Origin of the sequence: Mycoplana dimorpha (assembly GCF_003046475.1) — a bacterium.
GTDB lineage: Bacteria > Pseudomonadota > Alphaproteobacteria > Rhizobiales > Rhizobiaceae > Mycoplana > Mycoplana dimorpha.
On the sequence record NZ_PZZZ01000006.1, the window covers coordinates 55,790 to 69,813 of the forward strand.

The window sequence follows — 14,024 nt, forward strand, 5'->3', positions numbered from 1 at the left end:
CGATGCGTGCAGTGCTCAGGATCTGCCGGCTTCGATGGCAATGTCACCCTCGATCACCCGCCGCAGGTTGTCGAGCGTTCAGGAATGCTTGTGCCCATCCCCATCGTCAACTTCCTCGAAGTCAGCATCGACGACACCTTCATCCGATGACGTTCCTGTCTGAGGCTGGGGCTTTGAAGATCCGGCATTGGCCGTGTAGAGCTTCGCGCCGAAGTTGGTCGAGGCCACCTGCAGCGCGTGCATCTTCGCTTCGATCTCGCTTACCGCATCTCCGGCCATGGCTGTCTTGAGGTCGTTGATGGCCGCTTCAAAGGGCGCCTTGTCCGCGGGCGACAGCTTGTCGCCAGCCTCGTCCAGGGTCCGTTGCGCGGCACTTAATTGCGCGTCCGCCTGGTTGCGGGCCTCGACCAGCGCACGCCGCCTCTTGTCGGCCTCGGCATTTGCCTCCGCCTCCTTCACCATCCGGTCGATGTCGGACTGAGACAATCCTCCCGAAGCCTCTATCTTGATCTGTTGCTCCTTGCCGGTCGCCTTGTCCTTCGCGGTGACATTGACGATGCCGTTGGCGTCGATGTCGAAGGTGACCTCGATCTGGGGCATGCCGCGCGGCGCAGGAGGGATGCCCACCAGGTCGAACTGGCCAAGCAGCTTGTTATCGGCGGCCATTTCGCGCTCGCCCTGGAAGACGCGTATCGTAACGGCGCTCTGATTGTCCTCTGCCGTCGAGAAAATCTGGCTTTTCTTTGCGGGAATGGTGGTGTTGCGCTCGATGAGCCGTGTGAACACGCCCCCCAGCGTTTCGAGCCCCAGAGACAGCGGCGTCACGTCGAGCAGCAATACATCCTTGACATCGCCTTGCAGAACACCTGCCTGAATAGCGGCGCCGATGGCGACCACTTCGTCCGGGTTGACGCCCTTGCTGGGCTCCCGGCCAAATATCTTCCTGACCGTCTCCTGCACTTTCGGCATGCGTGTCATGCCGCCGACCAATACCGCTTCATTGATATCCTGCGGAGTGGTCTTCGCGTCCTTCATCGCCGCCGTGCAAGGCGGCTCCGTGCGCTGGATCAGGTCGGCAACCAGGTCTTCGAGCTTGGCCCTGCGAAGCTTGATCTCGAGATGCTTGGGACCATGCTGATCGGCGGTGATGAACGGCAGACTTATCGTGGTTTCGATCGCCGACGACAGCTCGATCTTGGCCTTTTCCGCCGCCTCGCGCAGCCTCTGCACCGCCAGCCGATCCTGGCGCAGGTCGATGCCTTGATCCTTCTTGAACTCATCGGCCAGCCAGTCGACGATGCGCTTGTCAAAATCCTCGCCGCCAAGGAAAGTGTCGCCGTTTGTCGCCTTGACCTCGAATACCCCTTCTCCGATGTCGAGAAGCGAGATGTCGAATGTGCCGCCGCCGAGATCGTACACTGCGATCTTTGCGGCCTTCTTCTTGTCCAGCCCGTAGGCGAGAGCGGCCGCGGTCGGCTCGTTGATGATGCGCAGAACGTCGAGCCCGGCGATCTTGCCCGCATCCTTGGTGGCCTGGCGCTGGCTGTCGTTGAAATAGGCCGGCACAGTTATGACGGCCTGCGTGACCTTCTCACCGAGATAGGCTTCCGCCGTCTCCTTCATTTTCACCAGTATGTAGGAACTGATCTGGCTTGGGCTGTATTGCTTGCCCATCGCCTCGACCCAGGCATCGCCATTGGCGCCCTTGACGATCCTGTAGGGGACAAGCCCCTTGTCCTTCTCGACGGTCGGGTCGTCATAGCGCCTGCCGATGAGGCGCTTGATGGCAAAGATGGTGTTTTCCGGATTTGTTACAGCCTGGCGCTTGGCGGGTTGGCCGACGAGGATTTCACCATCCTTGGTAAAGGCGACTATCGAAGGCGTGGTTCGTCCGCCCTCGGCGTTCTCGATCACCTTCGCCTGGCTGCCTTCCATAATCGCGACACAGGAGTTGGTCGTTCCCAGATCAATGCCGATAACCTTGCCTGCCATTACAGCCTCCATGGCACACGTTCGGCGCAAGCGAGGGCGCTTCAACTGCTCATCTTCGGGCGGCTGCCGATCAATTACCTTGACCGTCGTCAATTTCCGCACAGCAGCATCGGGTTGGGCTTCCTTTGACCGTGATGCGGCGCGGACCCTGCAAGGTGATCAGCCCGCGCTCCTGGAGTTCCGTGAAGGCGCGGCATACCGTTTCAACGGAGATGCCAAGCATGTCCGCGATGTCGTAACGGGATATCGGCAGCGGCGCACCATCGCCTTGGACGCAGGCCAACCGATCGCAAAAATAGGCAAGGAATGCGCGCACCTTCCCCTGTGAGGTCATGGTGCCGGCAACGAGCATCTGTGACTCGAGCCGTTCGATCGCCTGGAAGCATTGGGCTCTGATCTCATGGGCCACGGATGGTTCCTTGTCCGCTAGAACCTCCACCTTTTGCCTCGGATAGCATTCGATCGTCGTCTCTTCGGCCACGGCCTGAGCGCCGAACCATCGATGGCTGCGCAATGTGAACCCGAAGAAGTCGCCCGGAAGAAGGATGTCGATGATCTGGCGGCGCCCGTCGCTTTGCACGACATACTCGCGAACTGCCCCCGCGACAACGCAGTACCAGCTGTCGCCGTGCTCGTCCTCGTCGAATATCTCCTGGTTCCGTCTCAGGCGCCGGACATGAGCGATGCTATGCAGCGCATCCGGTGCACCCAGACCGGTGTCCGGCAAAGGTCGCAGCGGAGCAACGGTTTCATTGGGTGATGTCGACCTCTGGAAATGCAGCATTTGACAAGCCTTTCTCGCGGATAACTCACCGGTCGGACTCGGCTAGGTGTTTAGTTCCAGAACTTGGTGGATCGGATCGACGATGCGTCGTTCCCGTTCCTTTGTCCAGCAGTTGCAGATGTGTGTCGTCACCGGAAAAGCAAGACCAACACCTCCTCACATGGAAGGGCCGAAGACATGGACGAACGTTGGATTGACGAGCAGTTGCCGCCGGCGCCGCTCCTGCCAGATCGACCGAAGTGTCAGACGTGGAAGCTCGGACGTAACTCTGCCGCGCTCGACGGCCGATCAGTCCCGAGAGTCCGTGTCTCCGCTCGGCGGAAGCCTGTCGGCATTCTCATGCGAACCGGCTTGTATTGCCGGTATGCCAGCGGCGCGGCGCCAGGACGTATTTATGTCCCAGACGGCGATGAACATCGCTGCGATCATCGGGCCGATGACGAAACCGTTCAGCCCAGCCACCGAAATGCCGCCGAGGGTGGAGATCAGGACGACGTAATCCGGCATCCTGGTGGATTTGCCGACGAGTATCGGCCGCAGGAGATTGTCGACGAGGCCGATGACCAGCGTGCCGAAGGCGACCAGGATGATCGCCTGCCAGACCGCGCCGGAGATCAGGAGGTAAAGTGCGACGGGCAGCCACACGATGCTCGCTCCGACAGCGGGCACGAGCGCGAAGAATGCCATGACCACGGCCCACAGTACTGGAGCATGGATCCCCAGCACCCAGAAGATCAAGCCGCCGAGGGCGCCCTGCAGGATTGCCACCAGGATGGACCCCTTCACCGTGGCGCGAACGACGACCGCGAATTTCTGCAGCAGCTCGTCCCGCTGCGACGCCCGCAACGGAATCGCGTCCCTGATCCTGCGTGTCAGGCCTGAGCCATCCCGCAGCAGGAAGAACAGAAGGTAGAGCATCACGCCAAGGGAGACGATGAACTCGAGCGTGCTCTGCCCCACGGTGAGGGCGCGCGTGAGGACCAACTGGAGAAACTGGGAGAACAGCTGCGACAGCCGCTCACGGAGGGCGCCGGCAGTGGACAGATCGAAGCGGTCGAGCAGCCCTTTGACCCAGGCCGGCAGCATGTCGCCGACGCTCCTGAGGTACTGATTGACGTCCAGCCGTCCCGACTGAATGCCGTCGTACAGGCTGTTGGCCTCAATCACCAGTGAGGAGGCGATCAGCATCAGCGGCACAATGACCAGCAGAACGACGAGCACGACGGTGATGATTGCGGTGAGGCCGGCGCGCTGCCCGGTGACCCACAACAGACGGCGGTAAAGCGGCGCGAAGACGATCGCCGCCACCACGCCCCAGAGGACGGCCCCGAAATAGGGCCAGATGATCAGTCCAAACGCCAGCGACGTCGCGACGAGGAGCCATAGAAACGCAAGATCCTCTATCGTGCGCATATCGCCTCCGCAAAGCTCCGGAAGGGCGGGAGCATGCCACCATCGTATATCATTTCATCCAGGCTTGTAACGAACGCCACGTGCGCGACCGGCTAATGTCCTCATGGGCAATCCGGGGGCCGAAAGCTGCCAGTCCGCTTGCTTGCGCCAATTTGGTCATTCGTCCAAGCCGAGCAAAATGACCACAATTGGCGCAAGCTGACTTGCATCCCTTTTGACTGCTGGCGAACTCTCGGCAGGCGTCAGCCAGCCGAGCCTCAGGCTTCTTGTCGTGATCATTGACACGGGTAAAAGCAGGCGTACGCTGACGGCAGCGTCCAGCCGTTGCGCAATGCCACGTCAGGCATGGGAATAGCGCGATGATCGATCAGATTGCCGGCCCCTATGGCGTGCTTTTGTTGCGGCTTTGCCTCGGTGCAATGTTTGTTGCTCACGCCATGCTCAAGATCCGGGTATACACGATCCCCGGCACTGTGGACTACTTCAAGTCGCTCGGCCTTCCCGGCTGGCTGGCCTATGTGACGATTGCAGCGGAACTGGGCGGCGCAGCCTGTCTCATTCTTGGAATCTGGCCGCGTTACGCCGCATTGCTGCTTGTGCCGCTCGTTTTTGGCACGATCGTGACCGTTCACGGCAAAAACGGATGGCTGTTCAGCAATACCGACGGCGGATGGGAGTACCCGGCCTTTTGGACGGCGTCTCTTTTTGCTGTTTTTCTTCTGGGAGACGGCGCGGCTGCGTTGGTCGCTTCGCCCTATCTTGGCTTTTGACGCCCTGAAGCACTGCGAAAAGGCAGCGGGATGCGATTGCGTTCAACGAGAACAGTTTCATGGAGAAGTTCGTCGATTTAGCCGGCAGTCCGAACCCCACCCGTCGGCTGCTGTTGTTTGGGTTGGCGTCAGCCTACACGGCATCGTTGATCCCCTGGGCACTGGCACAAGAGGTGACCGAGAGCGACCAGAGCGCGTTCCAAACGCTCTCGTCGATTCTGACCGGCTGGCGGTCGCTCGATGCGGCGCAGGGCAAACGATTATACGCAGCGCTTGTCGCCGACGACCCGGGCTTTCCGGCTGCCGCCAAAGCACTGCTCGCCATGATCGAACAGCGCAAGACCGATCCCATGCAGTTGCAAGAGGTGCTGGACGAGGAAAAGTCGCCGCTGGCTCTGGTTCCGTGGCGGATCGTGACCGCTTGGTACATGGGCATCGTCGGCGACGGCAGCAAGGCGCGATGCCTAGCCTTCGAGACCGCCCTCAATGCCGAGGTGGTCGCCGATGTGCTGAAGCCGCCGACCTATGCCTACGGCGCTTATGGTAGCTGGACCAGCAAACCGCGCTGAGGAAAAAACATGGCCGACAGATTGTCCGCGGATTTCGTCGTCGTTGGCTCGGGGATCATCGGTTCGCTGGCGGCGCGAAAACTCGCGCTCGCCGGAGCCTCGGTGATCATCCTCGAGGCAGGGCCGCGCGTCACGCTCGCCGAACTGGTGGCGCGGTTCAGGAATTCCCCGCGCCGCAGCGACTGGATGTCGCCCTATCCTTCGGTGCCGTGGGCGCCGCATCCGATCTACCAGCCGGAGCCGAACAATCATATCGTGCAGGCCGGTGCATATCCCTACGCTGCCGAGTATATCCGCCAGGTCGGCGGCACGTCGTGGCACTGGGCAGCCCATGCCTGGCGCAACCTGCCCAACGATTTCAGGATCAAGAGCCTTTATGGCGTCGGCGTAGACTGGCCATTCGGTTATGACGATCTGGAGCCGTTCTACCAGGAGGCCGAGGAGATCATGGGGGTGTCGGGCGCCGACAACACCGGATCGCCGCGCCAAAAACCCTTTCCGATGGAGCCGGTGGCCGAACCCTATGCGATGCGTCGCCTGCGCGAGCGGCTCGCCCCCGAATACGAAGTCGTGTCCAACACCACCGCACGCAACAGCCGCCCCTATGACGGGCGACCCGCATGCTGCGGCAACAATTCCTGCCAGCCGATCTGCCCGATCAATGCCCAGTATCATGGCGGACTTTCGGCGGACGCCGCCGAAGCGGCAGGGGCCAGGCTGATCGCCAACGCCAATGTCTACAAGCTCGAACATGACGAGAAGGGTAATATCACCGCGGCGCTCTACTACGATCCCGACAGGGCTTCGCATCGTGTTACTGGCAAGACCTTCGTCGTCGCCGCCAACGGCATCGAAAGCCCGCGGCTGCTGCTGCTGTCAACCAGCGACAAGTTTCCCAACGGGCTGGCCAACAGTTCCGATATGGTTGGGCGCAACTTGATGGATCACCCCAGTACCTCGCTGACCTTCGACGCCGACGAGGACGTCTGGCTGGGACGCGGACCGCAAAGCCCAAGCTCCATTAACGTCATGCGCGACGGCCCGTTCCGCTCCGAGCATGCGCCCTACCGCCTCGACTTCACCAACATCTCGCGCGTCGATGGTGCGACGCGAGCCCTGATTGCGGCCGGCGTCTATGGCAGCGAACTGGGGAAACGTCTTCGATACAGCGCCGCTCGCGAGATGAACGTGAAGAACGTGCTGGAGGTGCTGCCGGATCCAGAACGCAGGATCACCCTGAGTTCGGAGAAGGATGAGATGGGCATTCCCAAGCCTGAGGCGCGCTACTCGATCGACGATTACACGCGAAAAGGCCACGAACGCTCCCAGCAGGACTTCCAACGCATCGCCAATCTGATGGGCGGCAGCAACCTGCGCTTCAGCAAGGAGGGCGAGTTCGCCAACAACCAGCATATCTGCGGCACGCTCAGCATGGGAAATGATCCCAGGACGTCGGTCTGCGATCAATGGGGACGGGCGCACGACCACGAGAATCTGTTCCTCGCCGGCACAGCCGTGCTCCCGACTTCCTCGACCTGCAATTCGACGGAGAACGGTCTTGCGGTGGCGCTGCGCTCGGTCGCCCATGTTCTGGAGCAGCAGGGCGCCTCGACCAGTGCAACTGGGATATCAAAGTCATGAGCCGTGCCGTGTCTGGCCTATTCGGCCGCATCGCGGTAGCGCTGGCACTGGCGGCGACCGCCTACGGGGTCACCAGCCCGGTCTTGGCCGCGGATGCAGAACTGATCGCCCGCGGCGAATATATCGCCACCGCATCCGATTGCATCGCCTGCCACACCGCGCCCGGCGGCGCAGCGATGGCCGGCGGCCTGGCGCTGTCGACTCCCATCGGTGCAATCATGGCGACCAACATCACGCCGTCGAAGCAAAACGGCATCGGCAACTATACGCTGAAGCAGTTCGACGCCGCGGTGCGCAAGGGCGTGCGCGCCGACGGCAAGCTGCTCTATCCAGCGATGCCCTACACGGCCTATGCACTGCTTTCTGATGACGACGTCGCGGCACTTTATGCCTACTTCATGAATGGTGTGGCACCGGTCGAAACAAGGCCGCCGGAGACGAAGCTGCCATTCCCGTTCGACATCCGCCTGTCGATGGCCGGATGGAACCTGCTGTTCCTCGACAAGCGCCCGTTCGACCCGGACCCCGCCCACGACACCGACTGGAACCGCGGCGCCTATCTCGTGCGCGGGCCCGCGCATTGCGGCACCTGCCATACACCGCGCAATCTCTTCATGGGCGAACAGGCGTCTTCCCAAATGGCGGGAGGCGATGTCGGCCCCTGGTATGCGCCCAACATCACATCCGACCCCAACAGCGGCATCGGCGGCTGGAGCGTGGAGGAACTGGTTGCCTACATGCGCGACGGCCATGTGGCCAAGAGTCAGGCGGCCGGCCCGATGGCTGAAGCAATCGACAACAGCCTCCGGTTCATGACGGAACCGGACTTGAAGGCCATGGCAGTCTACCTGAAAACCGTCCCCCCGGTTCGCGACCCGGCCGACACGCAGCCGGTCTTTGCCTGGGGCAGGCCGTCCGACGACCTGGCGAGCATCCGCGGCGCGGCGTGGCCGCAGGACCGCGATCAAATGAACGGGCCGCAGCTTTACGACGCCTATTGCGCGAGCTGCCATCAGGTGCAGGGCCAGGGCAGTTTTGAAGGCGGCCTGCCCTCGCTCGTGCACAACACCGCGCTCGGCCGTCAAAACACCAACAATCTGGTGATGGTGATCCTCAACGGGCTGCATCGGCAGCCGGACGTGTTGATGCCAGGCTTTGCCAGGGAGCTTTCGGATACCCAGGTCGCAACGCTGGGCAGTTATCTGATCCAGAATTTTGGCAACCCGGCGGCCAAGGTCACGGCGGCGCAGGTCGCAACGCTACGTGCCGGCGGCTCAACGTCGACCTGGCCGGTCTGGGCCGCCAGGGTCGGCCTCGCTGTCGCCGTGCTGGTCCTGATCGGCCTGATTGCCCTCTTGCTGCGCTGGAGAGGGAACAGGAGACTGGCGACGCAGCATTGAGTGGTGTGACTTGACGAGTACCGGTTCAGCGCGGCTTGTCGGCAGGGTGGAGCGGAAGCTGGTCATGCTTTGCGAGTGCGCCGTGGGGGACTCACAACCGCATGCGAACAAGACGGAACGCATCACGATAGCCACCATCAGCATTGAGGTCGGCGCCCGCCAGAAAAAAAGCGCTTGACCTTGACATCATGGGAAGGTGCAGGATCGTCCCAGTGAAAGGGAAGATCATGCTCACAATCCAAAAACCGGAAGACCGGCAGACGTTGAAACTGTCCATCGAGGACATGACCTGCGCATCCTGCGTGCGGCGGGTGGAAAAGGCGATCGCGAAGGTGCCCGGCGTCACCGATGCCGCCGTCAACCTCGCAACCGAGAAGGCCGACGTGACCTTCGCAGGCCGACCAAACGTCGCGGCAGTCGCAGATGCGGTGCGGGAAGCCGGCTACGGCGTGTCGGAGGAAACGCTGGAGTTTCCCGTCGAGGGCATGACCTGCGCCTCCTGCATCGCCCGCGTCGAAAAGGCGCTGAAGGCGGTTCCGGGGGTGATCGACGCCACCGCAAACCTGGCGAGCGAGCATGCGCGGGTGCGCTTCCTGCGGGGCGCGGTCGCCTTCGAGGACCTGGCCGAAGCCATCGAGAAGACGGGCTACCGCGCCATCCGCGACACGGAAGCCGCCGCTGCGCCCTCGGACGAGGAGCGCCGGGCCGGCGAGATCGCGGCACTCCGGCGGTCGCTGATCGTCGCCGCCGTTTTGACCGCGCCACTCTTCGTCATGGAGATGGGCGCCCATGCGGTGCCGGCCTTCGGCCACTCCATCCACGACACGCTCGGCATGCAGGCGAGCCGGGTGATCCAGTTCGTTCTGGCGACGCTGGTGCTTGCCGGCCCCGGCCTGCGCTTCTTCAGGAAGGGCGTGCCGAGCCTGCTGCGCGGCACCCCCGACATGAACGCGCTGGTGGTGATCGGCACGGCGGCCGCCTGGGGTTTTTCGACCGTCGCGACCTTCGCCCCCGGCCTTCTTCCCGGCGGCACTGCCAACGTCTATTTCGAGGCGGCCGCCGTCATCGTCACGCTGATCCTCGCCGGCCGCTACCTGGAGGCCCGCGCCAAGGGCCGCACCGGCGAGGCGATCCGCCATCTCGCCGGCCTGCGCGCCACCTCTGCCCGCGTCCTCAAGGACGGCGAGCCGGTGGACGTTCCACTGGAGGCGGTCGTGCCGGGCGATATCGTGCTGGTGCGGCCGGGCGAAAAGGTGGCAGTCGACGGCGAGGTGACGGAGGGCCGCTCCTTTGTCGACGAATCGATGATCACCGGCGAGCCGATGCCGGTCGAGCGCAAGCCGGGCGACAGCGTCACCGGCGGCACGATGAACACGACCGGTTCGTTTTCCTTCCGCGCCACCCGCGTCGGCGCCGATACGGTGCTGTCGCAGATCATCCGCATGGTCGAGGACGCCCAGGCCGCCAAGCTGCCGATCCAGGCGCTGGTCGACCGCGTCACCCAGTGGTTCGTGCCGGCGATCATCGCCGTCGCGCTCGTCACCTTCGGCCTCTGGTACGTGCTCGGGCCGAGCCCGGAACTGGCCCATGCGCTGGTCGCCGCCGTCGCCGTGCTGATCATCGCCTGCCCTTGCGCCATGGGGCTTGCGACGCCGACCTCGATCATCACCGGCACCGGGCGCGCCGCCGAGCTCGGCGTGCTGTTCCGCCAGGGCACGGCGCTGCAGACGCTGGAATCGACCGACGTCGTCGCCGTCGACAAGACCGGCACGCTGACGCTCGGCCGGCCCGAACTGACCGAAATCGTGCCGGCGCCCGGCTTCGACCGCAGCGAGGTGCTGTCGCTGGTCGCCGCCGCCGAGGTGCGGTCCGAACACCCGATCGCGCTCGCGATCCACGAGGCTGCGAAGGCCGAGGGGCTGGACATTCCCGCCGCCGAGGCCTTCGAGGCGACCTCCGGCCAGGGCATCTCAGCGACCGTTTCCGGCCGCCGGATCGAGTCCGGCTCGGTCGGATTCATGGCCGCGCGCGGGCTTGACGTCGCCCCGTTCGAAAGGGAGGCGGAGCGGCTGGCGGCCGCAGGCGCCTCGCCGCTCTATGCAGCGATCGACGGCAAGCTGGCGGCGCTCTTCGCCGTCACCGATCCGATCAAGCCGACGACGAATGAGGCGATCGCGCAACTGAAGGCGCTCGGCGTCGAGGTGGTGATGATCACCGGCGACAACCGCCGCACTGCCGAAGCGGTTGCAGCCACGCTCGGCATCGATCGGGTGATGGCCGAGGTGCTGCCGGACGGCAAGGTCGCCGCGGTCAAGTCGCTCGCTGAGGGCGGCCGAAAGAAGGTCGCGTTCGTCGGGGACGGCATCAACGACGCCCCTGCCCTTGCTGCCGCCGACACCGGCATCGCGATCGGCACCGGCACGGACGTGGCGATCGAAAGCGCCGACATCGTGCTGATGGCCGGCGACATGCGCGGGGTCGCGACCGGCATCGCAATCTCGAGAGCGACGATGAGGAACATCCGCCAGAACCTGTTCTGGGCCTTCGGCTACAACGTCGCGCTGATCCCGGTCGCCGCCGGCGTCCTCTACCCGGCCTTCGGCATCCTGCTGTCGCCAGCGATCGCCGCGGGCGCCATGGCGCTCTCCAGCGTCTTCGTCGTCAGCAATGCGTTGCGGCTGAAGCGGTTCCGCCCCGCCTCCGCAGTAGCAGCGCAGGAGGCCCGGGCATGAACATCGGCGAAGCGGCCGCCGCCAGCGGCGTCTCGGCAAAGATGATCCGGCACTACGAAGCGATCGGCCTCATCGAAGCGGCCGGCCGCACCGGCTCGGGTTATCGCACCTACGGGCAGAAGGATCTCGCCACCCTCACCTTCATCCGCCGCGCTCGCGACCTCGGCTTCTCGATCGCCCAGATCCGCGACCTGCTTGCACTCTGGCGGGACCGCAGCCGGGCCTCGGCCGACGTCAAGCGCATCGCAGGCGCGCATATCGAGGAGTTGACGGCAAAGATGCGGCAACTGCAGGAGATGGTAATGACCCTGCAGCACCTTTCGGCCCATTGCCACGGCGACGACCGGCCGGACTGCCCAATCCTCGAGCGACTGGCGACCGGCGGGGCCGGAAAGGATTGCTGCTGAGCGCCGCTCCTTCTGCCGCCGAGAGGCGGATCCCGGCCATGCGCAGCCCCCGCGTTCGCCTTGAGGACCGAAGCTCCGCTTGTCTCCCGAACTGCAGTCTGCTTCTCGTGGCGGTTGCGAACCCAAAACCGCTGAGCAGGCTCTGATATCGTCTTACTGCACCTTTTCCACCTGGCCGCGGATCTCGCCGTCAGGGAACTTGTCGGTATGGACGTTCAGATACCATTTGCCGGCCTGCAGGTCAGCCAACTGCTCGTCGGTGATGTCGGCCGAACCGGACGCCAGGGAGTCGGAGATGTCGATGACCGGATCGGCATTCTTGCCCGGGTCCGCCGGTCCGTGAAAATGCGCGGCAACCGGTTCGCCGGACAGGTTGCTGGTGGTGACGGTCCATGTCAGCCGCTTCGCGGCGGTGTCGACAGTGACATCGCCGACGCCCGTCGCGGCGCTGTCGTTGGGCGGCACTTCGCTCCAGCCCTTCATATCGGCCATGAACTTCAAGGTTTCGGCAAAGGCGGGATTGCTGGCCAGGATAGCGGCTACGGCCAGTCCGGTTAGAAGAGAATTCCTGCAACGCCACATCGCTCACCTCCTAAGGGTCTGCCACGCTCCAAGCGCTCGAAACTTGTGAGAGCGGCCTCGGTTCCGTTCCGAAGTCGGTTTGCGTGCCGAGCCATCGCGACCTCGGACACCGCGAGTTGGCGACCGGCTATCGTCGCCAATATTCATGGCGATCAACTTGAGTTGAGTTCCGATAGGTCTGCACCTGAGCCAGACTGACGACAGCCGTGCGCAGGAAAGGATTCGGACATGCATCGCCACCCGCTCTTCGCCGCCGTCGTCGCATTATGCCTTTCCGTCGCGACGCCGCTTTTCGCGCAGGACGCCGGAAATAACGGCGGCGCCGCCAGCGGGATCCTCGACCTTCTGCCTGCCGACGCCGTCACCGAGCACGTCCTCAAGCGTCCGTCCGGCGACCTCTCCTATGTCGCCACCGCCGGCACGCTCGAACTTCGCGACCAGGACGGCAAGATTTCGGCGAAGGTCTTCTACACCGCCTATGTGGCCAAGGAGGCCGGCGTCGACCGGCCGCTCACCTTCGCCTTCAACGGCGGGCCCGGCGCCGCCTCGGCCTACCTGCACCTGGGACTCGTCGGCCCGCGGGTGCTGGAGTTCGACGCCCGCAATCGGGACGGCACGAAGCCGGCCCTCTCCGACAATCCCGACAGCTGGCTCGACTTCACCGATCTCGTCCTCATCGATCCGGTCGGCACCGGCTGGAGCCGGCCTGCCGGCAAGGAGGCGGAGGGAGCCTTCTATGGGGTACGGCAGGACGCCGAAAGCCTGGCGAAGGTGATTGCGCTCTACCTGCAGAAGGCCGGCCGAATGGCGGCACCAAAATTTCTCCTCGGCGAAAGCTATGGCGGTTTCCGGGCGGCCAAGGTGGCCACCGCCCTGAAGGAGGGGCAGGGTATCGTCGTTTCGGGGATCATCATGCTCTCGCCGCTGATCAATGGCAGCCTGGTGTTCGACAGCGACGACCCGCTCGACGCCGCCCTGCAACTCCCCTCGCTCGCGGCCGCGGCGCTCGAGCGCAAGGGCGCGTTCAGCGAGGAGGCCGTGGCGGCGGCAGAGCGGTTCGCGATGACCGACTACCTCGTTTCGCTAGCCGGCCCCTTCCCGACCGGCGAGGAGGCGGAGCGCTTCTACACGCGGGTGGCGGCACTGACGGGGATCGAAAAGGCGGAGGTGGCCCGCGCCCGCGGCTTTGTCGGCGACATCTACACCAAGAGCATTGCCGGCGCGCCCGGCAAGGTCGCGAGCCCCTACGATGCGGCCTTTCTCGCCGACGACCCTTATCCCGAAACCGCCGCCGACCGCGGCGCCGATCCGATCCTTGACGGGCTCACCCGCGCCTACGGCGCCGCCTTCTCGGCCTATGCCCGCGACGAACTGGGCTTTTCCACCAGTCTGACCTATCGCCTCCTCGACAAGGAGGTGAACCGCCACTGGGACTGGAACGGCTCCCGCTCCCAGGTCAGCGTCACGCCCGACCTGCGCGATCTCCTGTCGGTCGTTCCCTCGTTCCGGCTGCTGGTCGCACATGGCTACAGCGACGCGCTGACCCCCTATGGCGCCAGCCGCTACGTCCTCGACCACCTGCCGCCGGCGCTCGTCGCCGACCGCGCGACGCTCGAAGTCTATCGGGGCGGCCACATGTTCTACACCAATCCGGACGAGCGGCGGAAGCTGACCGCCGATGTTCGGTCGTTCTATGCCGGACGGGACAAGGACTGACCGCCGGACCGGACCTGC

Annotated in this window: 11 protein-coding genes; 7 read left to right on the top strand and 4 right to left on the bottom strand. The window is 64.1% G+C overall.

What is annotated here, in order from left to right; genetic code table 11:
- Positions 1-78 precede the first annotated feature (78 nt).
- The 3 genes from dnaK to C7449_RS15000 form a co-directional block, all read right to left on the bottom strand.
- Complete coding sequence (gene dnaK, locus C7449_RS14990; RefSeq protein WP_108003709.1) at positions 79-1,992, bottom strand: molecular chaperone DnaK; 1,914 nt, start codon at positions 1,990-1,992, stop codon at positions 79-81.
- Between the two features lie 70 nt (positions 1,993-2,062).
- Entirely contained in the window at positions 2,063-2,776 is a 714-nt protein-coding gene (locus C7449_RS14995; RefSeq protein WP_108003710.1) for a cyclic nucleotide-binding domain-containing protein, read from the bottom strand.
- Positions 2,777-3,064: 288 nt separating this feature from the next.
- Positions 3,065-4,189 carry an AI-2E family transporter gene (locus C7449_RS15000; RefSeq protein ID WP_108003711.1) on the bottom strand — a complete coding sequence of 375 codons (1,125 nt, stop codon included), beginning with the start codon at positions 4,187-4,189 and terminating at the stop codon, positions 3,065-3,067.
- Positions 4,190-4,548: 359 nt separating this feature from the next.
- On the opposite strand from C7449_RS15000, the gene C7449_RS15005 reads away from it, so the two are divergent.
- The 6 genes from C7449_RS15005 (at position 4,549) to cueR (ending at position 11,708) form a co-directional block, all read left to right on the top strand.
- Positions 4,549-4,959, top strand: coding sequence for a DoxX family protein (locus C7449_RS15005; RefSeq protein ID WP_108003712.1), 411 nt, complete (start codon positions 4,549-4,551; stop codon positions 4,957-4,959).
- A gap of 59 nt (positions 4,960-5,018) precedes the next feature.
- Positions 5,019-5,528 carry a sugar dehydrogenase complex small subunit gene (locus C7449_RS15010; RefSeq protein ID WP_108003713.1) on the top strand — a complete coding sequence of 170 codons (510 nt, stop codon included), beginning with the start codon at positions 5,019-5,021 and terminating at the stop codon, positions 5,526-5,528.
- A 9-nt stretch (positions 5,529-5,537) separates the two neighbouring features.
- Positions 5,538-7,169 (top strand): GMC family oxidoreductase, encoded by a 1,632-nt coding sequence (locus C7449_RS15015; protein WP_108003714.1) that lies wholly within the window; start codon positions 5,538-5,540, stop codon positions 7,167-7,169.
- Positions 7,166-8,569 carry a c-type cytochrome gene (locus C7449_RS15020; RefSeq protein ID WP_108003715.1) on the top strand — a complete coding sequence of 468 codons (1,404 nt, stop codon included), beginning with the start codon at positions 7,166-7,168 and terminating at the stop codon, positions 8,567-8,569. The genes C7449_RS15015 and C7449_RS15020 overlap by 4 nt, the downstream gene beginning before the upstream one ends.
- A gap of 227 nt (positions 8,570-8,796) precedes the next feature.
- Entirely contained in the window at positions 8,797-11,301 is a 2,505-nt protein-coding gene (locus C7449_RS15030; protein ID WP_108003717.1) for a heavy metal translocating P-type ATPase, read from the top strand.
- Complete coding sequence (gene cueR / locus C7449_RS15035) at positions 11,298-11,708, top strand: Cu(I)-responsive transcriptional regulator (protein WP_108003718.1); 411 nt, start codon at positions 11,298-11,300, stop codon at positions 11,706-11,708. The genes C7449_RS15030 and cueR overlap by 4 nt, the downstream gene beginning before the upstream one ends.
- 153 nt (positions 11,709-11,861) lie before the next feature.
- Here cueR and C7449_RS15040 read toward each other — a convergent pair whose 3' ends face one another.
- Positions 11,862-12,290, bottom strand: a complete 429-nt coding sequence (locus C7449_RS15040; RefSeq protein WP_108003719.1) for a CHRD domain-containing protein — start codon at positions 12,288-12,290, stop codon at positions 11,862-11,864.
- Between the two features lie 228 nt (positions 12,291-12,518).
- Here C7449_RS15040 and C7449_RS15045 point away from each other — a divergent pair, with 228 nt between their 5' ends.
- Positions 12,519-14,006 carry a S10 family peptidase gene (locus C7449_RS15045; protein ID WP_108003720.1) on the top strand — a complete coding sequence of 496 codons (1,488 nt, stop codon included), beginning with the start codon at positions 12,519-12,521 and terminating at the stop codon, positions 14,004-14,006.
- Positions 14,007-14,024 lie beyond the last annotated feature (18 nt).